This window comes from Mesorhizobium sp. M0062 (assembly GCF_040323125.1).
GTDB lineage: Bacteria > Pseudomonadota > Alphaproteobacteria > Rhizobiales > Rhizobiaceae > Mesorhizobium.
The window spans coordinates 44,177-64,889 of sequence record NZ_JAMYUO010000014.1; the positions used below are offsets into that span (position 1 = coordinate 44,177).

Genomic DNA, 20,713 nt, shown 5'->3' on the forward strand with positions numbered 1-20,713 from the left:
AAGTCCCCTTTTTAACGTTCTTAGCTGGCCGATTGAACTGACTTTCCCATTGCGTGTCGCCAGGAACCCTTGGCCTCCTCGGGTTCCAGGTCAGAAAAAATGCCTGTGAGCAGATCCGCCCATTTCCGCTGCCCGGTCTCGCCGGAGATCTCGTCGTTGCGGATTTCGATCATTGCGCAGGCAAGGCCGCGCGAGCGTGCATGGCGCTCCAAAGTGAAATAGACGCGGTCGGCCGGCGAATAGGGCTCGTTGATGCCGACAGTGACGCCGGAGAGCCGCTGCAGCGCCGCTATCAGCGGCGATGCCAGCCGGCGGTCGTCATCATGGATGATGCCGATATGCCAGGGCCGGTTCTTGCCCTTGTAGACCGGCGTGAAGGAATGCACCGACACCAGCCGGGTGTCCTGCCCACGCGCCTGCCGGTCGTCGATGATCGATGCGATCGTGTCGTGGAACGGCCGCCACGACAAAGCGATGCGCTCGGCGCGCTCACTGTCCGACAGGCCGGCATTGCCCGGAATGGCCGTCGTCTCGCTGACCGGCGGCACCAGGTCCGGTGCGTCGAGCGGACGGTTGCAGTCGATGATCAGGCGCGAGATGCGGGTTTCGATGAGCGTCGCATCGAGGGCGGTCGCGATGCGGCGGGCCACCGGCAGCGCGCCGGGGTCCCAGGCGATGTGGCGGGAGAGGTCCTCGGCCGGCAGGCCAAGCGTGCCGAATGCCGACGGCAGGAAGTTGGAAGCGTGGTCGCAGGTCAGCACGAAAGGGCTGCACCCGCCGGGGTTCGTCACCCCTACGGTATCAGACGATGCAAGGCTGGCGGGCCGTGCTCTCTCCATAGTCTGCCGTCCCCTGGGGAGCGCTGTATCTTATGTTACGTATTTTGCCTCATTGCGTCCCTGTGGATGATTTCATACAGTTTGTCGGCTTTGTCAAACGCGATTTCGGGGAAGCGGTCTGGACGGGCTCAGGGGTGGGGAAAACGATGATTTCCAGCATTGCCGAACTGATTTCGGACCGCATCGGCACGATGCCGGCCGGCGAGCGCCGCGCCGCGCAAACGCTGATTGCCAATTATCCGCTGATCGGGCTGAAGACGGTCGCCGAGTTCTCGACCGCCGCCGGCGTATCGTCGCCGACAATCCTGCGCTTTGTCTCGAGGCTAGGGTTCCAGAACTATCCCGAATTCCAGTCGGCGCTGCAGGACGAACTGGCGGCGCAATTGCAGTCGCCGGCATCGCGCACGCTCAATCCGGCCTCGCCAGGCAGCAGTGCCGTGTCGCCAATGCTGGAGGCGACGCTGGACAATATGCGCGAGACTTTCAGGCATCTCTCCGACAGGCAGCTTGCCGACATCGCCGCAAGGCTCGCCGAACGGCGCGGCAAGACATTCCTGATCGGCGGCCGCTTCACCGATCCGTTGGCGCGCTACATGGCCGCCCACCTCGCCATCATCCAGCCCGATGTCTATCACCTTGCCGGCCAGGAGAGCATCTGGCGCGACCGGCTGATCGACATGGGCAAGCGCGACGTGCTGGTGATCTTCGACATCAGGCGCTATCAGGACAGTCTGGTCCGCTTTGCCCAGACCGCGCATCAGCGCGGCGTTCAGATCGTGCTGTTCACCGACCAGTGGCTATCGCCGATCGCCCGCTTCGCCCGCCACGTCATTGCCGGACGCACCGCCGTGCCTTCGGCGTGGGACTCTTCCGCCGCTCTGTTCGTTGTCGCCGAGACGCTGATCGGCGCCGTCACGAGGCAGCTCGAGGCCGACAGCGCCAGGCGCATCCGCGACCTGGAAAGCCTGCGCTGACACGTTCAATCCCCGCCGCAGGTGCGCAAAATTACGCAGATTTAATGTGCATGGAAGCGGCAGAATTGCCATAAAGCCATGATATTGCGGCGGCTTCGCACATACCGGGTGCGTCGCTGCGCGTTTTTTTGCTTGGTGAAACCGGTAGACGTTTTGCCAACCGGAGTGTCGATGGTCGCCTGGAAACAGATCGTTTTTGCGCTTGTGATCCTGGTCGCGGCTGTCCTCGCCTGGGCGAGATTCCTCCCGGGCGCGCCGGAGGTTCTGGCACGCTGGGGCATCGACTGGACCTATGCTTCGGCGCCCGCCACAACCGGTGCGGTCGACACGACAAAACAGGCAGGCGGCCGCAACGCTGCCGGCCGGCCGGCAAATGTCGTCGCCTTGCCTGCGGCCACCGCCACCATCAACGATCGCCTGCAGGCGATCGGCACCGGCCGCGCCAACGCCTCGGTGACGGTCAACCCGTACAGCTCCGGCCGGCTGGTTGAATTCCTCGTCCAGTCCGGCACCCGCGTCGACAAGGGGCAGATCATCGCTGTTCTCGATTCCGAGACCGAGGTGATCTCGCAGGATCGTGCCAAGCTCGCCTTGCAGGATGCCCATGACAAGCTCGAGCGGGTGAAATCATTGAGGGCCTCCAACGCCGCGACTCCGGTCGCCGTCGCCGATGCCCAAGTGGTGCTGGCCGGCGCCAAACTGGCGCTGCAGGATGCCGAACTCGCCTTGCAGCGTCGTTCGATCGTCGCCCCTATCGCCGGCACGGTCGGCATCCTGCCGATATCGGCCGGCAATTACGTCACCAGCCAGTCGGCGATCGCCACGCTTGACGACCGCTCCTCCATCCTGGTCGATTTCCTGGTGCCCGAGCGCTTCGCCGCCGCCGTCAAGGTCGGCGCGCAACTGTCGGCGACGCCGATCGCCAATCCGAGCAAGGCCTATACCGGCACCGTGTCGGCCATCGACAACCACATCGACGAAAAGAGCCGCACCCTGCTGGTCAAGGCTGCAATCGCCAATCCGGCGGATTCGCTGCGCGCCGGCATGTCATTCGGCATCACCATGCGCTTCCCCGGCGACACCTATCCGGCCGTCAGCCCGCTGGCGATCCTGTGGGGTTCCGACGGCGCCTATGTCTGGCAGGTCGAGGACGGCAAGGCCAGGCGCGTTCCCGTGCGCATCATCCAGCGCAACACCGAGACGGTGCTGATCGACGCCGAGATCGAGGATGGCGACATGGTTGTGACCGAGGGCACCCAGAGCGTCAGCGAAGGCGGCGCGGTCCGCATCGCCGGCCAGGATCAGCGCGCCGCGGACGCGGCCGAAGGCTCATGACCGCGCCTGTCAGCACCGCCAGCGAAACCGGCTTCACCGCTCTCTTCATCCGCAGGCCGGTCATGGCCTTCGTGCTGAACACGCTGATCGCAGTGGCCGGCCTTGCCGCTTTCTACGGCGTCGAAATCCGCGAACTGCCCGATGTCGACCGCGCCGTGGTCACCGTGTCGACGGCTTTCGAGGGTGCCGCCGCCGAAACCGTCGACCGTGAACTGACCGACACCATCGAGGGTGCGGTCGCGCGCGTATCCGGCGTCAAGTCGATCTCGTCGACCTCGTCCTTCGGCCAGAGCCGCGTCACCATCGAGTTCAACGACGGCGTCGATTTGAACGTCGCCGCCTCCGACGTGCGCGACGCGGTCGGCCGTGTCGCCAACATGATACCGGAGACCGCCGATCCGCCGCGCATCGTCAAGGCCGATGCCAATTCCGATGCCGTGATGCGACTGGCCGTCACCTCCGACACCATGTCGGTGCAGGACATGACGGTGATCGTCCAGGACCAGATCGAGGACGAACTGGCCGCCGTGCCCGGCGTCGCCGACGTTCAGGTCTATGGCGACCGCGACAAGATCTTCCGCATCGATGTCGACCAGAACAAGCTCGCCAGCCTCGGCTTCACTGTGGCCGATCTGAGGGCAGCGCTTGCCTCGGTCGCTTTCGATTCACCAGCCGGTTCGATCACCACCACCAACCAGGATCTCATCGTCCGCACCACGGCCGATGTGACGACGCCGGAAGAATTCGAAAACATCATCATCGGCGGCACGACGCGCATCCGCGACGTCGCCACCGTCACGCTCGGTCCCGACATCGGCCAGACCTCGTTGCGCTCCGACGGCAAGACCGGCATTGGCCTTGGCATCATCCGCCAGGCGGAATCGAACACGCTGGATATTTCCACCGGAGTGAAGGCAGCCGTCGCCAAGCTGCAGGAAAACCTGCCCAAGGGCATGTCGATCAAGATCACCAGCGACGACGCCGTCTTCGTCAACGGCGCCGTGCACGAGGTCGAGATCGCGCTCGGCCTGTCGATCTCCATGGTGCTGATCGTCATCTACATCTTCCTGCTCGACTGGCGCGCGACGCTGATCCCCGGTCTCTCAATGCCGGTCGCCATGATTGGCACCATCGCCGCCATCTATCTCGCCGGCTTCTCCATCAACATCCTGACGCTTCTGGCGCTGGTGCTGGCGACCGGCCTTGTCGTCGACGACGCCATAGTCGTTCTGGAAAACATCGTGCGACGGCGCAACGAAGGCATGGGGCCTCGTGCCGCCGCCGTGCTCGGCGCCCAGGAAGTGTTCTTCGCCGTCATCGCCACGACGCTGACGCTCGTTGCCGTTTTCGTGCCGATCTCCTTCCTGCCGGGACAGACCGGCGGCCTGTTTCGCGAATTCGGCTTCGTCCTCGCCATGTCGGTGCTGCTCTCCTGCGTGGTCGCGCTGACGCTGTGCCCGATGCTGGCCTCGCGCATGTTGACCGGCGCATCGCTCCACCATGAAGGCGGTCACGGCATTGGCGCGCGCATCGGCGGTGCGCTGAACGCGGCCTACAAACGCGCCCTGCATGCCTGCCTTGGCGCGCCGTGGATCGTGCTGCTGGTTGCGGTGCTGTTTGCGGGCGTCGCCTTCAGCCTGTTCGGCACCATCCGCCAGGAACTGACGCCGAGCGAGGACCGCGCCGTCGTGCTGTTGCGCATCAACGCGCCGCAAGGCGTCAGCCTCGATTACACCACGCAGCAGATGCAGAAGATCGAGCGACTGATCCAGCCGCTTCGCGATTCCGGCGAGATCGTCTCGACCTTCGAAAACGCCGGCCAGAACGGCGCCTACAATTCCGGCTTCATGGTGATGACGCTGGCGCCGTGGGACGAGCGCACGCGCAGCCAGCAGGAGATCATGGCGCAGATAAGCCAGCTGACCCGGCAGGTGCCATCCGTGCGCATCTTCCCGGTGCAGGCCAATAGCCTCGGCATTCGCGGCGCCGGCAACGGCCTGCAATTCGCGCTGGTCGGCAACGACCGCAAGGCGCTCGGCGACGCGGCGGTGAAGATCATCGCCCGGATGCAGGCCGATCCGCGCTTCCAGACGCCGCGGCTTTCCATCGACCCGACGCAGCCGCAGCTGGCGGTGGCGATCGACCGCGAGCGCGCCTCCGATCTCGGCATCGACATATCGGGTCTCGCCAACACCTTGCAGGCGATGCTCGACGGCAACGATGTCGTCGATGTCTACATCGCCGACCGCAGCTATGGCGTGAAGCTGGTCTCGACCACCAACCCGATCAATGATCCGACCGATCTGGAAAACATCTTCCTGAAGACCGCCGACGGCCGCTTCGTGCCAATGTCGACCATCGCCACGCTGACCGAGCGCGCCGTGCCGCCGTCGCTGACCCGCGAACAGCAGCAGCCTTCGGTGGCGATCACCTCGAACCTGAACGGCAATTTCGCACTGGGTGACGCGCTCGGCGTTGCCGAGCAGATCGCCGCCCCGCTGCTGCCGCCGGGCAGCCGCGTCCTGCCGCTGGCCGAAGCCGCGACGCTCGGCGAGACCAACAGCGCCATGATCACCATTTTCGGCTTCGCGCTGGTCATCATCCTCCTGGTGCTCGCCGCCCAGTTCGAAAGCTTCGTCAGCGCCGTCATCATCATGGCGACGGTCCCCCTCGGCCTTGCCTGCGCAATCTTTGCGCTGCTTTTGTCAGGCACCAGCCTCAATGCCTACAGCCAGATTGGCCTCGTGCTTCTGGTCGGCGTCATGGCCAAGAACGGCATCCTCATCGTCGAATTCGCCAACCAGCTGCGCGACCGCGGCCTCGGCGTGCGCGAGGCGATCGAGCAGGCCTCGATCATCCGCCTGCGGCCGGTGATGATGACGATGATCTGCACCATCCTCGGCGGGGTCCCGCTGGTGCTGGCCGCCGGCGCCGGTGCCGAAGCGCGCATCGCGCTCGGCTGGGTCATCGTCGGCGGGCTGGGTCTCGCCACCGTCTCGACGCTGTTCCTGACCCCGGTCGCCTACCTCCTGCTCGGCCGCTTCGTCACGCCGAAGGCGCATGAGGAAGCGAGGCTGAAGCGGGAGCTTGAGGAAGCGGCGTACGCCAATGTCGAGCCGGCGGAGTAGCTGGCTCCAGTGGCTGTAGATATAGGGAGGGGGCGGTCGTCAAGCACTGAAAACCGTTCGTGCGCCTCCACTATTTGCCAGTGAATTCTGGCAGTTGGATGTACGGGTTGGCCGGGTCGTACCGGTACCTCGGCTCACCTTTCCCCGGTGATATCGCACCCGCGATCAGTGCTCCTTTCGGCCCGAATTGATAGTCTATCCCGGCACAGAGGTGAGCGAGATCTTGGTAGTCAAAGCCGCGCAGCGCAACGCGGGTTTCAAACGCCGCTGCCTTGAGGGCGTCAGGCGAAAGCGCGCCGAGCGTGCTGTCGCGATATGCTTTGAGCTTGGCTTTATTGAGCTTGGACGACTGACACTCCGAGCCGACTTCTCGCGCCAGCACGATGTTTCTGACTGCGGTCGCAGCAGGATTGTCCAGGGCGGCCGAATACTTCTTGAGGAAGAAGTTTGTGCTGGGGTCATTGGTCATCGACTTGCGCCAGGAAGGCGGGAACTTGTCAGCAGCCTCGGCAGAAATCGAGCCTGTCATCCCCGTGAGGACGACTGCAACGAACCACAGTTGCTTCATGGGAGAACCTCGAACTCTTCTGATCTACGGCCTAATAAACACCTTCCCGTTCGGCTTGGCCAGCTCCGCCGGGGCCTTCGCCATCGCCTCATCCAGCGGTAGCACCGCCGTCACGTCGGTTGACCAGCGCCCATCCGAAAAGCGCTTCTGTGCTTCCATGATCGCCGGGCCGCGCTTGTCGCGGAACTGGCGCATCCATTCGACCAGCCAGAAGCCTTCAATGTGCTTGTGTTGGAAGATCATCTGGCCGGGCTCACGGATGACAGTGGTGTCCGGATCGAGCCGTCCATAGATGATCCAGCGCGAGCGCTTCGGCATGGCGTCGAAGATCGCCGAGGCCAGCGGCCCGGTCACGGCATCGAGGAAGATGCGCGGCTGCTCGGCCTTGACCACATCGCGTAGTGCTGCCTTGAAATCCGGCGCCTTCTCGTTGAGCACATGGGCAGCCCCGATCTCCTTCAACAGCGGAATCTGCTCGTCGCGGCGCACGGTGACGATCGGCCGGAACCCAGCCTCCTTGGCGAGACCCGCGATCAGCTTGCAAAGCTGGCTGGCGCCGGCGGTCATGATGAAGGCTTTTTCGCCCGTCTCCTTGACGATGTCGAACATGGCGAGCGCCGTGAGCGGGTTGACGATCATCGCCGCGCCATCCTCGTCGCGGACCGTGTCGAGCAGCGGAATGCAGCCGGCAGCTTCGGCAACTGCATAGTCCGCCCACGCGCCCCAATTGGTGACGCCTGTGGTGAAGGCGATGCGCTTGCCGATCAGGCTTTTCGCATAGGGCTCGTCGCCGCTGGCAACGACCGTGCCGACACCCTCGAAGCCGGCCGGCTGGCCCTTGGCGCGCGGCTGACCGTACTGGCCCTTGATGAACATGACGTCGGACGGGTTGATCGAGGCGAGGCTGACCTTGATCAGAACCTGGCTCGGTCCGGGCGTCGGCACGCCGATGCTGCCAAGCTTGAGATACGGCTCCATCGCCTCCAGCACGCTGCCGGAGGGCGTCCTGGTGTAGCCGTCGCCGGTCAGCAGCAGTGCTCTCATGTCTGAAGGTATCGGCATGGCGGGGCTCCTTAACGTTTGAGGATGAGCTTGCCGGATGCGCCACGGCCAAGCACGCGCGTCACCACGGCGGCGGCATCGGCCAGCGGATAAGTGCCTTCGATGGCCGGCCGAACCTTGCCGGCGAGATGCCAGCCGACCAGCTCCTTCAGATTGTCGGCATGGACGAGCTGGTCGAGCGGCGCGAAATCGCGGGCGATGAGGGTTTTCATCCACTCAGACCCTTTCCTGCGTGTATTTCCTGAGCTCCGTGCGCGCCACCTGCCGGCGGTGCACGGCGTCCGGCCCGTCGGCGAGGCGCAGGGTTCGCAGATGCGTCCATGAGCGTGCCAGCGGCGTGTCCTGGCTGATGCCTTGCGCGCCGAACATCTGCACTGCCTCGTCGGTGACCTTGAGCGCGACGCGCGGTGCGATGACCTTGATCTGGCTGATCCAGGGCGCGGCTGTGCGCGCATCGCCCTGGTCGATCATCCACGCCGCCTTGAGGCAGAGCAGCCGCGCCATCTCGATCTCCATGCGGCACTCGGCGATGATGTCGAAATTGGCGCCGAGCTTGGCCAATGGCTGGCCGAAGGCCTCGCGGCGCACCGAGCGCTGGCACAGCAGCTCCAGCGCCATTTCGGCCTGGCCGATGGCGCGCATGCAATGGTGGATGCGCCCGGGGCCAAGCCGCCCCTGGGCGATCTCGAACCCCCTGCCCTCGCCGAGGATCAGGTTTCCGGCCGGCACCCGCACATTGTCGAAGCGAAGATGCATGTGGCCATGCGGCGCGTCGTCGTCGCCATAAACCTGCATCGGCCGCAGCTTGGTCACGCCCTTGGTACCGGACGGCACCAGGATCATCGAATGGCGGCGGTGCTGCGGCTCGGCTTCGCCGCCGGTCCGAACCATGACAATGTAGATGGCGCAGCGCGGGTCCCCGGCCCCCGACGCCCACCATTTCTCGCCGTTGAGTACATAGTCGCCGCCTTGCTTTTCGCAGCGCATGGCGATGTTGGTGGCGTCGGAGGAAGCGACGTCCGGCTCGGTCATCAGATAGGCCGAGCGCATTTTCCCCTCGAGCAGCGGCGCCAGCCATGCCTGCTTGTGATCCTCCGAGCCATAGCGCTCCAGCACCTCCATATTGCCGGTGTCGGGCGCCGAGCAGTTGAAGGTCTCGGCGCCGAGATGCGCCTTGCCCATCTCCTCGGCGAGATAGGCATATTCAACGGTCGAGAGCCCGTAGCCGCGCTCGGACCCGGTCAGCCAGAAATTCCACAGGCCGCGCTCCTTGGCCGTCTTCTTCAACCCTTCGAGGATCTCGGTCTGCCGCGCGGTGTAGACCCAGCGGTCGCCGCCCTTGCCGACCTCGCTCAAAAACTTATGATCGAGCGGCATGATCTCATCGCGCACCATGGCGGCGACGCGGGCGTGGATCGGCTTCAGCCGCTCGGTCATGCCGAGATTCATGTCCGCCATCGGTCTCCAACCCTTTCACGCATCTGGGGCACTTTACCCGTGGCAAGGATGACCGTACTTCGGATAGCCTTGTCAACGCGAACTGTTGCCGGGCGGCAAGGAAGAGGCGGAGGATCGATGAGCTATCTCGACGAGTTGTTCTCAGTGGTCGGCAAGACCGCGCTCGTGACGGGAGCCGCGACCGGCATCGGCCGCATGGTGGCGACCGCTTTGGTCCAAGCCGGCGCCACCGTGATGATCGCTTCGCGCAAGGGCGTGGATTGCATCAAGGTCGCCGCTGAGTTGAACGGGCTCGGCGGCTCCGGCAGTGCCGAAGGCTTTGCCGGTGACGTCTCGAGCGAAGCAGGCATTGCCGCGCTGGTCGGCGAGGTCAAGGCGCGCACCGAGAAGCTGCACATTCTGGTCAACAATGCCGGCATATCCTGGGGTGCCTCCCTGGAGGATTTTCCCTATAGCGGCTGGGCCAAGGTGTTCGCCGTCAACGTCACCGCCGCCTTCCATCTGACGCGCGAATTGCTGCTGCTGCTGGAAGCCGCCGCGAGCGATGCCGATCCGGCCCGCGTCATCAATCTGGGCTCGGTGATGGGCACGCAGCCGCTGGCCGACGACGCCTATTCCTATGCCGCGTCCAAGGGCGCCGTTCACCACCTGACGCGCACGCTGGCGATCGAACTCGCGGCGCGGCGCATCACCGTCAACGCCTTCGCCCCCGGCCCCTTCCAGAGCCGGATGACCGCCTTTGCCACCGGCACCGAAGAAAAGGCCAGACATGTCGGCAGCCATGTCCCCATCGGCCGTATCGGCGTGGCGGATGACATCGGCGGCGCAACGCTCTATTTGTGCAGCCGTGCCGGTTCCTATGTCACCGGCGCCATCCTGCCGATCGACGGCGGGCAGTCGGTGCAGCATGGGCTGACATTGTTCAAGGAATGAGCCGCGGTCGGCGGCAAGGGGAGGACACCGCAGTGGAACCGATCAGTCTCGATGTGCTTCTGGCCAGCGTCGGCAAGGAAGTCGGCGTCTCGCCATGGCGCGAGGTCACACAGACCATGATCGACCAGTTCGCCGACGCCACCGACGACCACCAGTTCATCCATTGCGACCCCGAGCGCGCCAGGCTGGAGACGCCGTTCGGCGGCACCATCGCGCATGGCTTTCTGTCGCTGTCGCTGCTGTCGGCCATGACCTTCGAGACCATGCCGCCGCTGGAAAAGGGCAAGATGGGAGTCAATCACGGTTTCGATTCGCTGCGCTTCCTGGCGCCGGTGAAGACCGGCGCGCGCATCCGCACCCGCTTCGTGCTGGCCGACGTCAAGGTCAGGCCGTCGGGCTGGGTGCAGACGGCGCATGACGTGACCATCGAGATCGAAGGCTCGAAGAAGCCGGCGCTGACGGCGCGCTGGCTGACGCTGACGCTGATCGAGCGTGAGCCGGAGACCGCATGAGCGACGCCAATACGCTCGACCAGACAGCGCTAGCCCCTTACCTCGAGGCGCACATCCCTGGTTTTGCACGGCTTTCCGCAATCGAAAAATTCAAATCCGGCCAGTCGAACCCGACCTATCTGCTGACCGCGGCCAGCGGCCGCTATGTCCTGCGCGCCAAGCCGCCGGGCCAGTTGCTGAAATCGGCGCATCAGGTCGACCGCGAATTCACGGTCATGAAGGCGCTGGCCGGCACCGCCGTGCCGGTGCCGGCGATGCTGCATCTGTCGGCGGAGGCGACGCCGATCGGCCGCATGTTCTACGTCATGGATTTTCTCGACGGCCGCATCTTCTGGGATCCGGCAGTGCCGGAGGCCGCTGGCAACGATGAGCGCGCCGCCCTCTACGATGCTATGAACGCCACGCTGGCGGCCCTGCACGATGTCGATGTCGAGGCGGTCGGGCTCGGCGATTTCGGCAAACCCGGCAATTACTTCGAACGCCAGCTGGCACGCTGGACCAGCCAGTACCGCGCCTCGGAGACCGGCACGGTCGCCGACATGGACCTGCTGATCGCGTGGCTGGAGACGCATATGCCGGCCGATGACGGCCGAAAATCCCTCGTGCATGGCGACTACCGGCTGGACAACATGATCTTCGCAGCCAGCGAGCCGAAAGTGCTGGCGGTGCTCGACTGGGAACTGTCGACACTCGGCGATCCCTTCGCCGACATCGCCTATCAATGCATGCAATGGCGCCTGCCGCACGCCTCGGGCTTTCGCGGTCTTGGCGGCGTCGACCGCGCCGCCCTCGGCCTGCCCTTGGAGGAAGCCTATGTCGCGGCGTATTGCCGTCGGCGCGGGCTGGCCGGCATCGACAATTGGAGCTTCTTCCTCGCATTCTCCTTCTTCCGCTTGGCGGCCATCTGTCAGGGCGTCTACAAGCGGGCGCTGGACGGCAACGCCTCCAATCCCGAAAAGGCCAAGACCTATGGTCAAGCGGTGAAGCTGCTGTCGCACCTTGCCGCCAAGCTGATCGACCGAACCTGACTCTACAATGAGATATTGTGGTCGGCGCGATTTGATGACAGATCGGATCAGTTCCGTTCCCCGACCGGGGAGCAAGCCCATACGGAGGTGGTGGCAACCGGCCTGGAAACAGGACGCAAACCGATCACCGTCTGTAGAAAAAGCATGATGCCGAAAGTGTGAAGCGGTTTCGGACGACATCATGCTCTATCAATTTGTTTAGACCCGGATTCAGATTTCAGGTCAATTCGACCTGAAATCATCCTGCTCTAGCGCGCATCGCTGGAAATGAACTTCATGTGCCGGCTGACTTGCAGGGCGATGTAGACGACCAGCGAGCATCCGATCGGAAACACGATCTCAATGAGGCCGGTGGCGACAGCCTGCGGCAATGCCAGCGCGATGTCCTTGGCTGCGGCGGTCTCGATCGTCAGCGCCGTGATCCCGCCGCCGAACACCGCGCCGGCCAAGGCACCCGCCAGCATGAAATGCAGCGAGCGAGGTTCTTCCTTGGATGCCAGCGAAGCCAGCATCCAGCCCAGCAAGCCATACTCGATCGCCCGCAACATACCGAGCGTGGTGAGCGACAGGATCACGGGCTTTGCCGATACATCAAGCGCGCTCACCATCACCTTTTGCGTACCTTTGGCGATGCCCATGGCCAGCGGCCCCGAGATCATGGCGATAAGGCCGCCAAGCGAGGCTCGCACCTTGGTGATCGCCGTGCCGAGGCTGACACCGGCGCAGACGAAGAATGACCAGGTCACGCCTTGCGCCAAGTCTATCAGAACCTGGGTCGGGGCCGGGTGCGAACCTGCCGCAAATCCGGCAGTCAGAATAAGCGCTTCCATGGCGAAGCCGATTGCGATCGCCAGCCATGCGACTATCACGACTCGCCTGAGCGCCAGCCTTGCGCCATGAGAAAGTGGATGTGCGCCCGGCAGCCCGGACGAAAGCTCTATCGCAGCCATAGAGGCCCCCAAAACCGAAATTTCTTGCAGAGCCGCCAAATAGGCTTTGTTTGTAACAGTCCGATGTTGCCTGCGTGCGCCCAGGTTACACATGCTGTGACATAGATGCTGGCGAAATGGACCAGAACGGGCACGACTATTCGAGAGAAAGCTTGAGGTCGCTTTTTGATGTCCCTGAAGCGCCCTTGCCCGTTTCCGTACAGCGTATATATTTAGTCATGCACAACCAACCAAAGGCACCGGATCTTGCCACTGAGCGTCCAGAAACGCCGCGAGAAACAAAAGGCCGAACTGCGTTCCGAACTGCTCGACGCAGCCCACAAGCTCGTCAAGGAAGAGGGCTATGAAGGCCTGACCATCCGCAAGTTGGCCAAGCGGGTCGGCTATGCTCCGATGTCGGTCTATTCCTACTTCGCCGACAAGCAAGACATCCTGTTTGCGCTGGCCGAGGATGCCTTCGAAACACTTGCCCGCCGCATCGAGGAGCATCCTTCCGACGATCCGATCGAGGCCTTGCGTGCGGTGATGACCGAATATGCTGCCTTCGGGCTCGGCAATCCCAACGAATACCGCACCGTGTTCATGACCGAAAAGACCAAGCTGCCGGAAGGCAGAAGCTATGAGGACATGGAAGAGGCCAACCCGGCGATGAAAGCGCTGATATCCAGGGTCGAGGCCTGCGTTGCCGCAGGCAAGCTGCAGGGCGATCCGCGCGCCATCGCCACCATGCTTTGGGCAGTCGGCCACGGCACCATCTCGCTTTTGATCACGTTCCCGTTCTACCCCTTCGGCGATCCACAGGCTTTCGTGACGCGGATGTGCGATTTCACACTCGCCACGCTCAGCACTCAGAATGTGCCGCCGCTGACCGAGACCCCGGTCGACTGCTGAGCATCCCCGCCCCTCCAATCAACGTCCGGCCTGACAGCTTCGGCTGTGTCAGTGCGCCGCAATTTTCGGCATAAAAAAAATTTGTCGTACGCGTACGTTTTTCGACTTGAAAACCCATCTCGGTGGACGTATGTGTACGTTGTATCGTACATGTACGAAAAAGTTTAACCGATGGAGACTGACATGAACAAGACCCTTCTCGCCCTCGCCACCGTGCTGGCTCTCTCCGGCTCGGCTTTCGCCGCCAACAACACACACTCGACCAAGCAGGCCCCCGCCGCCACCTGCGTCGACACCACGACCAATGCCAAGCTCGATTGCGCCGTGACCGGCTCGGTCGAAAAGTCCGACGTCAAGGCCAAGAGCCCGCGTCTCGGCATCGAGATCAACCCATGGATCGTGCCGAGCACGTTCTAAGTTGATCGGGCTCGACCACAGCACAACGACTAATTTAAGGGCGGCAGGATAATCCCGGCCGCCCGTTTTTTCCTCAGCGCAAGCCGGCTTTTCCTGAGTTCAAACCTGGCGTAGCCGAACGGGTTATTTCTTGCGCGGTTTGCGACCCGGCACCGTCTTAGCCTTGCCGGGTCTTGCCGGCGCGCCTGGGATGGCGGTCGAGGTGATCGACACCGGATCGCTGGCCGGAAACGTGTCCTCGAGGCCTTCCTCGAGTTCCTCTTCGGCAGTCACCTCGTGATGCTGCTCATGTTCGAGTGAGCGCACGGCGGACGTCTTGCCAGCTGACTTCGGCGGCGCTTTCGACGGCATCGTATGTTCTCCCTGATGGGGGAAGCAGAACGGCTTGACCCGTCAAACGTTCCTACGCCGCCGCGTCGCTGGCTGCTTCCGACAGGAAAGTAAAGACATAGTCCGAGAAGGAACGCCAGCACTCGACCCGGAAAGCGTCGGCTGCCGTGCGCAACAGCAGGATTTCGCACTTGCCGAGAATGGTGCGCGACGCCGCGCCCACCGGAAAAGCCTCGAGCGACAAATCCTGCGGGCAGCCTGCATTGATCGCGGCGGCAGCCGCCGGGCCGGTGACGGCGAAGGCGACGTTGCGGTGCGAGATGCCGACCGCCGAATGCAATGCGGCAACCCCAGCACGATCGGCCAGCGGATCCTTGCCAGCCTCATCGATGACCAGCCACTCGTCAGGGCCAAGCCACAGCGCCGTGCGCCCTGTCTTCGACGCCGAAGTTTTCGGCTGCTTCGGCAAGGTCAGGCCGAGCGCCTTCGACAGCGCCGCGACGGAAGCCTCCGGCGCGCGCAGCGACATGCGCTCCGCCGGCGGCAGCACCTCGACCTTGACATCCGTTGCGGAAACGACGCGTCCAGCCAGGGCCGGGCGGCGCTCGACGGACGGCGCTGCAGCTGGGGCCGTCTTCTTTGCAGCAGCCTTAGCCATTGAGGCGCCCTCCCGTCTCGTCGAAGAACACCATGCCGGTAACCTCCACTTCGATCACGCCGTTCGGCATCGGCACATAGAGCGTGGCGCCCATCCGGTCGCGGCCGCCGGCAACCAGCGCCAGCGCGATCGAGCGACCGCAATTTTCCGACCAGTAGCTGGATGTGACGTGACCGATCATCTTCATCGGGATCGCCTGCTTCGGGTCAGCGACGATCTGCGCGCCCTCCTCAAGCACCACTTTCGGGTCCTTGGTCTTCAAGCCGACCAGCTGCTTGCGGCCCTTGGCGACAAGGTCGGGCCGCGTCAGGCCGCGGATGCCGACGAAATCGGTCTTCTTCTTGCCGACCGCCCAGTCGAGCCCGGCATCGTTCGGCGTCACCGTACCATCCGTGTCCTGGCCAACGATGATGTAGCCCTTTTCGGCGCGCAGCACGTGCATGGCCTCGGTGCCGTAGGCAGTAGCGCCATGCTTCTGGCCTTCGGCCCACAGCGCTTCCCAGACCGCCTGGCCGTGATCAGCCGGCACGTTGACTTCAAAACCGCGCTCGCCGGTGAACGACATGCGAAACAGCCTGGTCGGCACGCCGCAGATCTTGCCTTCGCGCACCGACATATGCGGCAGCGCCTCGTCCGACATGTCGATGCCTTCGACCAGCGGTGCAATGATGTCTCGCGACTTCGGCCCCTGCACGGCGATGACCGCCCATTGCTCGGTTATCGAGGTCAGCCAGACATTCAGATGCGAGAACTCGGTCTGGAGATAGTCCTCCATATGGTTCATGACGCGCGGCGCGCCACCCGTCGTGGTCGTCACATGAAAACGGTCCGGCGCCAGCCTGCCGACGACGCCGTCATCATAGATGAAACCATCCTCGCGCAGCATGATGCCATAGCGGCAGCGGCCGGGCTCAAGCTTCTCCCACGGATTGGTGTAGAGCAGTTCCATGAACCTGGCCGCATCCGGCCCGACCACTTCGATCTTGCCCAGCGTCGAGGCGTCGAACAGGCCGGCATTGCTGCGCACCACGACGCATTCGCGGTCGACCGCCTTGTGCATGTCCTCGCCGGGTTTGGGGAAATACCAGGCGCGCTTCCACTGCCCGACATCCTCGAACACCGCGCCTTGAGCTTCCGCCCAGGGATGGATCGCGGTCTTGCGTGTCGGGTCGAACAGCGGACCGCGCGAATGGCTGACGATCGCGCCGAAAGTAACAGGCGTATAGGGTGCGCGGAACGTGGTCAGCCCGACCTCGGGGATCGGCTTGCCAAGCGTCTCGGCGGCAATCGCCAGGCCGTGCATGTTGGAGGTCTTGCCCTGGTCGGTCGCCATGCCGTTGGTGGTGAAGCGCTTGACGTGCTCGATCGAGCGCATGCCTTCATGCACCGCCTGGCGGATGTCCTTGGCGGTGACGTCGTTCTGGAAATCGACGAAGGCCTTGACCGTCTTGTCCGGCCCGGCGCCGGGCGCCGCGCCCAGCATGCCGCGCGACCAGCTTTCCGACGCGTCGACCTTCGGCTTTACGCCCTTGGCCACTTTGCCGCCCGCATCCTTCGCCGCCTTTGCGCCGGCCGCATAGGCCTCATCGATCGACGCCGAGAGCCCATCCGTACCGTTGCAGGCGCCGACCGAAACGCAGTCCTGCGCATAGATGCCCGGCACGAAGCGCTTGGTCTCGTCATTGAAGGCGACCTTGCCGCGCGACTGCGAGAACAGATGCACCGACGGCGTCCAGCCGGCCGACATCAGGATGGCGTCGACCGGAATGGTGCGCTCGCCGCCCCCATTCTTCGGCTGCACCGTCATCGAGGTCACGCGCAACTTGCCGCCGGCGCGGATCACCGCGCGGCCGAAATTGACCTCGATCCCGAGCGCCCTCGCCTCGTCGATCACAGGTCCGGTCGGATGGTCGCGCAGGTCGACGATCGCCGCCACGTTGACGCCGGCCTTCTTCAGGTCGATCGCGGCGGAGTAGGCCGAGTCATTTGCGGTGTAGACGCCGACATTTTTGCCGACCGCGACACCGTACTGGTTGAGATAAGTCCGCGCCGCCGAGGCCAGCATGATGCCGGGCCGGTCATTGTCGGCAAACACCATATGGCGTTCGATGGCGCCGGTCGCCAGCACCACGCGCTTGGCGCGTACCTGCCATAGGCGCTCGCGCGGCAAATCGTGGCCGGGGTTTTGCAGATGGTCGCTGACCCGCTCGACCAGGCCGACGAAGTTCTGCGCGTAGTAGCCGAACGCCGTCGTCCGCGACAAAACGCGGACATTGTCCAGGGCGGTGAGCTTGGCCACCGCGCCTTGCGCCCAGGCATAACCGTCCTGGCCGTCGATCTTCGCCCCGCTCTCGAAGCGCAGGCTGCCGCCGAAGCTGGCCTGTTCATCGGCGAGGATGACACGCGCGCCGGTTTCGGCAGCGGCAAGCGCTGCCGCGATGCCGGCCGCACCGCCGCCCAGCACCAGCACGTCGCAATGCGCATAGCGCGAGGAATAATGGTCGGGATCTGGCTTGTCGGGCGAAACGCCGAGACCCGCCGCGGCGCGGATCTTCGGCTCGTAGAGGCTCTTCCAGGCTGCCTTCGGCCACATGAAGGTCTTGTAGTAGAAGCCGGCCGAAAACAGCGGCGATGCAATGTCGTTGACCGCGCCGACATCGAAGGCCAGCGAAGGCCAGCGGTTCTGCGACTGCGCGACCAGCCCGTCATAGAGCTCCTGCACCGTGGCGCGGATGTTGGGCGCCTTGCGTGCCGCGTCGCGCTTGACCTCGACCAGCGCGTTGGGCTCTTCCGCTCCGGCCGACAGGAAGCCGCGCGGACGGTGATACTTGAACGAACGTCCCACCAGATGCACGCCATTGGCAAGCAGCGCCGAGGCCAGCGTGTCGCCTTCGATCCCGGTGTAGGCCTGGCCGTCGAAGCTGAAGCGCGCGGTCTTGGCCTGGCTGAGCCGGCCGGCGCTCGGAATGCGGAACGCGCCGCTCATTTGGAAGCCATTTCGTTGGAGTTTTTGGGCAGCTTGGACGGTTTCGGCTCGACGGCTTTGTAAGTCATGACGAACTTGTCGGTGACGGTGTCGCGCACCGCATTGAAGAAGCGTGCGCAGCCATGGATGTGGCGCCAGCGCTCATAGATGATGCCCTTGGGGTTCGAGCGGATGAAGAAGAACTTTTCGAAGTCGTCGTCGCTCTCGCCCGCCATGTTGGCCGAACGCGCAATATGCGCCTCGCCGGCGTTACGGAACTCGAGCTCCGGGCGCTCTTCCTCGCAATAGGGGCAGCGGATGAGAAGCATTATCGTTCGTTCCTACAATTCGCCGTGGCCGACATGCGCGCCGGCCGGTTGGTTGCAAAGCCTCTGGCCCATCGCCGCAAAAGGCGCGACGAGCCGAATGCGCTCCTCCACGCTTGCGGCGGGGCGAAACAGCTCGCGATACGCCATGTTGCCGATCGTGAGCTGAAACGGATCGGTCGTCACGATGACGCTGCGCGGCTCGAATGTGTCGTCCTCGCCGAGATCGGAGGGCCTGTTCTCCATGAAGATGACCACCTTCTGGCCACCACTCCACACGCATGCCAGAATGCCGGCGTCGATCGAAAACGGCCAATTGGCTTCGTTGCCGGCGCGGCTGATCGGCTGCGTCCGCACCTCGTCCGGTGACGGAAAATGGAACAGGTCCTGCTCCCCCGCCAGCACCAGCGGCACCGCTACAGCCAACTCCACCATCATCAGTGCGCCACCGCCGCCGCCGCTGCCTCGTCGATGAGGCGGCCGGTACGGAAGCGCTCGATGGTGAAGGGCGCGTTGATAGGATGCGGATCGTCCTTGGCAATCGTGTGGGCAAAGACATGGCCTGAGCCGGGCGTTGCCTTGAAGCCGCCCGTGCCCCAGCCGCAATTGACGTAGAGGCCTGATACCGGCGTCTTGGCCAGGATCGGCGAACGGTCGGGCGTCACGTCGACGATGCCGCCCCACGAGCGCAGCATCTTCATGCGGGTGAAGATCGGGAACATCTCGCAGATGGCGTCGAGCGTGTGCTGCAGGATATGCAGGCCGCCGGTCTGCGAATAGGAGACATACTGGTCGGTGCCGGCGCCGATCACCAGCTCGCCCTTGTCGGACTGCGAGATGTAGGCGTGCACCGTGTTCGACATCACCACGCAAGGCACCACCGGCTTGACCGGCTCCGACACCAGCGCCTGCAGCGGATAGCTTTCCAGCGGCATGCGCACGCCGGCCATGTTCATGATCACCGAGGAGTGGCCTGCAGCCACCACGCCGACCTTCTTGGCGCCGATGAAGCCGCGCGTCGTGTCGACGCCCATGACCGCGCCATTGGCCGCCCGCTTGACGCCGGTGACCTCGCAATTCTGGATGATGTGCACGCCGCGCGCCGAAGCGCCGCGCGCATAACCCCAGGCAACCGCGTCGTGACGCGCCGTGCCGCCTCGCCGCTGCAAGGCGGCGCCGACGACGGGATAGCGCGCCTGCCTGGAAATGTTGAGCGGCGGGCAGAATTCCTTCGCCTGCTCAGGCGTCAGCCATTCATTGTCGATGCCGTTGAGACGGTTGGCATGGACATGGCGCTTCAGCACCTGGATGTCGTGCACATTGTGCGCCAGCATCATGACGCCGCGCGCCGAATACATGACGTTGTAGTTGAGTTCCTGGGAGAGCCCATCCCACAGCTTCAGCGCATGGTCGTAAATGCCGGCGCTCTCGTCGTAAAGGTAGTTGGAGCGGATGATGGTGGTGTTGCGCCCGGTGTTGCCGCCGCCTAGCCAGCCCTTTTCCAGCACCGCGACATTGGTGATGCCGTGCACGGTGGCGAGATAGTAGGCGGTGGCCAGGCCATGACCGCCGGCGCCGACGATGATGACGTCATATTCCTTCTTCGGCTCCGGCGAGGACCATTGTTCCTCCCAGCCCTTGTGGCCGCGCATGGCCTCGCGGGCGATGGCGAATACCGAATATTTTTTCAACGTTCCAGCCTCGCAAATGGCGATGGGGTATTTTACGCAGCCCCGGCGCGCGAGGTGTATCACTAGCGAAACGGCGCTTCCACCCTTGCGCTGTTTGCGACGGCGCTTGCCGTTTTGCGCCGCGGTGGAAAAGACCTGCCCGGGCTGGCAGGCATGGCTGCGTTCGGACACACTGGCGATCGCGAGACTCTGGAGGACGGATATGGGCAACGCCTGGTGGAATCTAACCTTGCGTTTCCTGCTGGAACTTGCCGCCTTGCTTGGCCTCGGCTTTGCCGGCTGGAGCCTCTCCGGCGGATGGTGGCGCTGGCTCTTCGCCTTGGCCTTGCCGTTCATTGCAGCTGCGCTGTGGGGAACCTTCGCGGTGCGCGGCGATCCGAGCCGGTCCGGACGCGCGCCGGTTCCTGTACCAGGCGCAGTCAGGCTGGTGCTTGAACTGGCCATCCTGTTTGGCGGTGCAGCCGGATTCTATGCCGCCGGTCACACAACCACGGGCGTTGTCATCACGCTGCTCATCGCCATCAGCTACGCATTTTCGCTCGATCGCCTCGGCTGGCTGCTGAAGCAATAGTCCGGCGCGCGGCGCTTGTGCCGCTGCGAAGCCATTCAGCAAGTCGAGCACGTATCGGGTGGCTAGCACCGTCCCGA

General features: G+C 64.0%; 21 protein-coding genes. 9 read left to right on the forward strand and 12 right to left on the reverse strand.

The window, feature by feature from the left end; translation table 11 throughout:
* Positions 1–20 precede the first annotated feature (20 nt).
* Positions 21–839: an N-formylglutamate amidohydrolase gene (locus NKJ64_RS17890; protein ID WP_352463058.1), complete on the reverse strand. Its 819-nt coding sequence runs from the start codon at positions 837–839 to the stop codon at positions 21–23.
* Between the two features lie 146 nt (positions 840–985).
* Between NKJ64_RS17890 and NKJ64_RS17895 the strand changes: the two genes are divergently transcribed.
* The 3 genes from NKJ64_RS17895 to NKJ64_RS17905 all read left to right on the forward strand — a co-directional run bounded on the left by NKJ64_RS17895 (position 986) and on the right by NKJ64_RS17905 (position 6,276).
* On the forward strand, positions 986–1,813 hold the full coding sequence (locus tag NKJ64_RS17895) for a MurR/RpiR family transcriptional regulator (protein ID WP_023828247.1): 828 nt from the start codon (positions 986–988) through the stop codon (positions 1,811–1,813).
* A gap of 171 nt (positions 1,814–1,984) precedes the next feature.
* Entirely contained in the window at positions 1,985–3,148 is a 1,164-nt protein-coding gene (locus NKJ64_RS17900) for an efflux RND transporter periplasmic adaptor subunit (protein ID WP_352463059.1), read from the forward strand.
* Positions 3,145–6,276, forward strand: a complete 3,132-nt coding sequence (locus NKJ64_RS17905) for an efflux RND transporter permease subunit (protein ID WP_352463060.1) — start codon at positions 3,145–3,147, stop codon at positions 6,274–6,276. The genes NKJ64_RS17900 and NKJ64_RS17905 overlap by 4 nt, the downstream gene beginning before the upstream one ends.
* 70 nt (positions 6,277–6,346) lie before the next feature.
* Here the strand turns inward: NKJ64_RS17905 and NKJ64_RS17910 are convergent, their stop codons facing one another.
* From NKJ64_RS17910 to NKJ64_RS17925, 4 genes are read right to left on the reverse strand one after another with little or no spacing between them, the layout of a single operon-like run.
* Positions 6,347–6,844, reverse strand: coding sequence for a hypothetical protein (locus NKJ64_RS17910; RefSeq protein WP_023740933.1), 498 nt, complete (start codon positions 6,842–6,844; stop codon positions 6,347–6,349).
* Positions 6,845–6,868: 24 nt separating this feature from the next.
* On the reverse strand, positions 6,869–7,906 hold the full coding sequence (locus NKJ64_RS17915; RefSeq protein ID WP_352463061.1) for a zinc-binding dehydrogenase: 1,038 nt from the start codon (positions 7,904–7,906) through the stop codon (positions 6,869–6,871).
* Between the two features lie 11 nt (positions 7,907–7,917).
* On the reverse strand, positions 7,918–8,220 hold the full coding sequence (locus tag NKJ64_RS17920; RefSeq protein WP_352463104.1) for a zinc-binding dehydrogenase: 303 nt from the start codon (positions 8,218–8,220) through the stop codon (positions 7,918–7,920).
* Positions 8,123–9,364 (reverse strand): acyl-CoA dehydrogenase family protein, encoded by a 1,242-nt coding sequence (locus tag NKJ64_RS17925; RefSeq protein WP_352463062.1) that lies wholly within the window; start codon positions 9,362–9,364, stop codon positions 8,123–8,125. The genes NKJ64_RS17920 and NKJ64_RS17925 overlap by 98 nt, the downstream gene beginning before the upstream one ends.
* A gap of 117 nt (positions 9,365–9,481) precedes the next feature.
* Here NKJ64_RS17925 and NKJ64_RS17930 point away from each other — a divergent pair, with 117 nt between their 5' ends.
* Genes NKJ64_RS17930 through NKJ64_RS17940 form a run of 3 tightly spaced genes read left to right on the forward strand, consistent with a single transcriptional unit; the run spans position 9,482 to position 11,837 of the window.
* Positions 9,482–10,297, forward strand: coding sequence for an SDR family oxidoreductase (locus NKJ64_RS17930; protein ID WP_352463063.1), 816 nt, complete (start codon positions 9,482–9,484; stop codon positions 10,295–10,297).
* Entirely contained in the window at positions 10,294–10,809 is a 516-nt protein-coding gene (locus tag NKJ64_RS17935) for a MaoC family dehydratase (RefSeq protein ID WP_280799695.1), read from the forward strand. Before NKJ64_RS17930 ends, NKJ64_RS17935 begins: the two co-directional genes overlap by 4 nt.
* On the forward strand, positions 10,806–11,837 hold the full coding sequence (locus tag NKJ64_RS17940) for a phosphotransferase (protein ID WP_023828253.1): 1,032 nt from the start codon (positions 10,806–10,808) through the stop codon (positions 11,835–11,837). Before NKJ64_RS17935 ends, NKJ64_RS17940 begins: the two co-directional genes overlap by 4 nt.
* Positions 11,838–12,085: 248 nt before the next feature.
* On the opposite strand, the gene NKJ64_RS17945 is transcribed toward NKJ64_RS17940, so the two are convergent.
* Positions 12,086–12,880, reverse strand: coding sequence for a hypothetical protein (locus NKJ64_RS17945; RefSeq protein ID WP_155923735.1), 795 nt, complete (start codon positions 12,878–12,880; stop codon positions 12,086–12,088).
* 153 nt (positions 12,881–13,033) lie between these two features.
* Here NKJ64_RS17945 and NKJ64_RS17950 point away from each other — a divergent pair, with 153 nt between their 5' ends.
* Together NKJ64_RS17950 and NKJ64_RS17955 are read left to right on the forward strand one after the other, a co-directional pair.
* Positions 13,034–13,678: a TetR/AcrR family transcriptional regulator gene (locus NKJ64_RS17950; RefSeq protein ID WP_023671149.1), complete on the forward strand. Its 645-nt coding sequence runs from the start codon at positions 13,034–13,036 to the stop codon at positions 13,676–13,678.
* A gap of 183 nt (positions 13,679–13,861) precedes the next feature.
* Entirely contained in the window at positions 13,862–14,095 is a 234-nt protein-coding gene (locus tag NKJ64_RS17955; protein ID WP_023671148.1) for a DUF680 domain-containing protein, read from the forward strand.
* Between the two features lie 123 nt (positions 14,096–14,218).
* On the opposite strand, the gene NKJ64_RS17960 is transcribed toward NKJ64_RS17955, so the two are convergent.
* The 6 genes from NKJ64_RS17960 to NKJ64_RS17985 are packed head-to-tail and all read right to left on the reverse strand — an operon-like array spanning position 14,219 to position 20,065.
* Entirely contained in the window at positions 14,219–14,446 is a 228-nt protein-coding gene (locus NKJ64_RS17960) for a hypothetical protein (RefSeq protein WP_023671147.1), read from the reverse strand.
* Positions 14,447–14,498: 52 nt separating this feature from the next.
* Positions 14,499–15,083 (reverse strand): sarcosine oxidase subunit gamma, encoded by a 585-nt coding sequence (locus NKJ64_RS17965; protein ID WP_023683198.1) that lies wholly within the window; start codon positions 15,081–15,083, stop codon positions 14,499–14,501.
* Complete coding sequence (locus NKJ64_RS17970) at positions 15,076–18,069, reverse strand: sarcosine oxidase subunit alpha (protein WP_023828254.1); 2,994 nt, start codon at positions 18,067–18,069, stop codon at positions 15,076–15,078. The genes NKJ64_RS17965 and NKJ64_RS17970 overlap by 8 nt, the downstream gene beginning before the upstream one ends.
* Positions 18,066–18,377, reverse strand: coding sequence for a sarcosine oxidase subunit delta (locus NKJ64_RS17975; protein ID WP_023671144.1), 312 nt, complete (start codon positions 18,375–18,377; stop codon positions 18,066–18,068). The genes NKJ64_RS17970 and NKJ64_RS17975 overlap by 4 nt, the downstream gene beginning before the upstream one ends.
* A 12-nt stretch (positions 18,378–18,389) precedes the next feature.
* A complete protein-coding gene (locus tag NKJ64_RS17980; RefSeq protein ID WP_023710913.1) occupies positions 18,390–18,812 on the reverse strand; it encodes a hypothetical protein in 423 nt (140 codons plus the stop codon).
* A complete protein-coding gene (locus tag NKJ64_RS17985) occupies positions 18,812–20,065 on the reverse strand; it encodes a sarcosine oxidase subunit beta (RefSeq protein WP_023686460.1) in 1,254 nt (417 codons plus the stop codon). The genes NKJ64_RS17980 and NKJ64_RS17985 overlap by 1 nt, the downstream gene beginning before the upstream one ends.
* 202 nt (positions 20,066–20,267) lie before the next feature.
* Between NKJ64_RS17985 and NKJ64_RS17990 the strand changes: the two genes are divergently transcribed.
* Positions 20,268–20,636, forward strand: a complete 369-nt coding sequence (locus tag NKJ64_RS17990; RefSeq protein ID WP_023671141.1) for a YrdB family protein — start codon at positions 20,268–20,270, stop codon at positions 20,634–20,636.
* The last annotated feature ends 77 nt before the right edge of the window (positions 20,637–20,713 follow it).

Bases quoted from the DNA above. Each gene is read 5' to 3' on its own strand.
- NKJ64_RS17960 (WP_023671147.1), bottom strand. From the start codon at position 14,446: ATGCCGTCGAAAGCGCCGCCGAAGTCAGCTGGCAAGACGTCCGCCGTG.
- NKJ64_RS17930 (WP_352463063.1), top strand. From the start codon at position 9,482: ATGAGCTATCTCGACGAGTTGTTCTCAGTGGTCGGCAAGACCGCGCTC.
- NKJ64_RS17890 (WP_352463058.1), bottom strand. From the start codon at position 839: ATGGAGAGAGCACGGCCCGCCAGCCTTGCATCGTCTGATACCGTAGGG.
- NKJ64_RS17905 (WP_352463060.1), top strand. From the start codon at position 3,145: ATGACCGCGCCTGTCAGCACCGCCAGCGAAACCGGCTTCACCGCTCTC.
- NKJ64_RS17935 (WP_280799695.1), top strand. From the start codon at position 10,294: ATGAGCCGCGGTCGGCGGCAAGGGGAGGACACCGCAGTGGAACCGATC.
- NKJ64_RS17980 (WP_023710913.1), bottom strand. From the start codon at position 18,812: ATGATGGTGGAGTTGGCTGTAGCGGTGCCGCTGGTGCTGGCGGGGGAG.
- NKJ64_RS17915 (WP_352463061.1), bottom strand. From the start codon at position 7,906: ATGCCGATACCTTCAGACATGAGAGCACTGCTGCTGACCGGCGACGGC.
- NKJ64_RS17945 (WP_155923735.1), bottom strand. From the start codon at position 12,880: ATGTGTAACCTGGGCGCACGCAGGCAACATCGGACTGTTACAAACAAA.
- NKJ64_RS17955 (WP_023671148.1), top strand. From the start codon at position 13,862: ATGAACAAGACCCTTCTCGCCCTCGCCACCGTGCTGGCTCTCTCCGGC.
- NKJ64_RS17900 (WP_352463059.1), top strand. From the start codon at position 1,985: ATGGTCGCCTGGAAACAGATCGTTTTTGCGCTTGTGATCCTGGTCGCG.
- NKJ64_RS17925 (WP_352463062.1), bottom strand. From the start codon at position 9,364: ATGGCGGACATGAATCTCGGCATGACCGAGCGGCTGAAGCCGATCCAC.
- NKJ64_RS17975 (WP_023671144.1), bottom strand. From the start codon at position 18,377: ATGCTTCTCATCCGCTGCCCCTATTGCGAGGAAGAGCGCCCGGAGCTC.
- NKJ64_RS17940 (WP_023828253.1), top strand. From the start codon at position 10,806: ATGAGCGACGCCAATACGCTCGACCAGACAGCGCTAGCCCCTTACCTC.
- NKJ64_RS17895 (WP_023828247.1), top strand. From the start codon at position 986: ATGATTTCCAGCATTGCCGAACTGATTTCGGACCGCATCGGCACGATG.
- NKJ64_RS17970 (WP_023828254.1), bottom strand. From the start codon at position 18,069: ATGAGCGGCGCGTTCCGCATTCCGAGCGCCGGCCGGCTCAGCCAGGCC.
- NKJ64_RS17990 (WP_023671141.1), top strand. From the start codon at position 20,268: ATGGGCAACGCCTGGTGGAATCTAACCTTGCGTTTCCTGCTGGAACTT.
- NKJ64_RS17965 (WP_023683198.1), bottom strand. From the start codon at position 15,083: ATGGCTAAGGCTGCTGCAAAGAAGACGGCCCCAGCTGCAGCGCCGTCC.
- NKJ64_RS17910 (WP_023740933.1), bottom strand. From the start codon at position 6,844: ATGAAGCAACTGTGGTTCGTTGCAGTCGTCCTCACGGGGATGACAGGC.